At 29.4% G+C, this 721-nt stretch carries 1 protein-coding gene and 1 pseudogene; both read left to right on the top strand.

What is annotated here, in order from left to right; translation table 11 throughout:
- Nucleotides 1–239: pseudogene (locus IC173_RS20305) on the top strand (BRO family protein); the annotation flags it as partial.
- 62 nt (nt 240–301) lie between these two features.
- Nucleotides 302–721: terminase gpP N-terminus-related DNA-binding protein (locus IC173_RS20300; RefSeq protein ID WP_413927563.1), on the top strand; the 420-nt coding region annotated here is incomplete at its 3' end.

Here is a 721-nt window from a genome sequence, read left to right as displayed (position 1 = left end):
ATGCTACTAGTCAAGGAAGTAATAAACCTCAGATGTATTATAAACATTTTACTGAACTTGTAAGAAAAAAATTAGGTATACCAAAGGGTGTAAAAAGAGATGAGTTAAATCAAAGTGAACTGTTTGATATACAAGCACTTGAAAGAATTATATCTATGAAGTTACCTAAGTTAATAGATAAAGATATGAATTATAAAGAAGTATATAAAAAGATTAAGGAATTAATAGAAATGATTTAAATGACTATCTTGAGGGATGGTCTTTTTTAATTCCCAAAACGACAAACAAACGAGGTGGTGATGTGCAAGATGTCAAAGAAAAGGTAAAACAAGATTACCTAAAAGGTATGAAACAAAAGGAAATATCAGTAAAGTATGACATTAGTTTAAACACTTTAAAGTCATGGATAAAGAGATACAATTGGTCTAGTGAGAAAAAGAAGAGTGCACCTAAAAATAAAAGGGGTGCACCCATAGGTAATAAGAATGCTACTGGTCCACCTGGAAATAAGAACGCTGAAAAGTTTGGTTTCTTCTCAAAATATCTACCCGAAGAAACTCAAGAGTTAATACAAGAAATATCTATAAAAGATAAATTTGATATTCTTTGGGAACAGATAACCATTCAATATGCAGCAATAATAAGAGCACAAAAGATAATGTATGTTAAAGATAAAGAAGAAATGATTAAGGAATTAAAGAAACATGAAAGCACAGAAAAT

This window comes from Clostridioides sp. ES-S-0048-02 (assembly GCF_020658495.1).
Lineage (GTDB): Bacteria > Bacillota > Clostridia > Peptostreptococcales > Peptostreptococcaceae > Clostridioides.
Note: the sequence above shows the minus strand (reverse complement) of the source record. Positions and strands in the feature narration are given on the sequence as shown.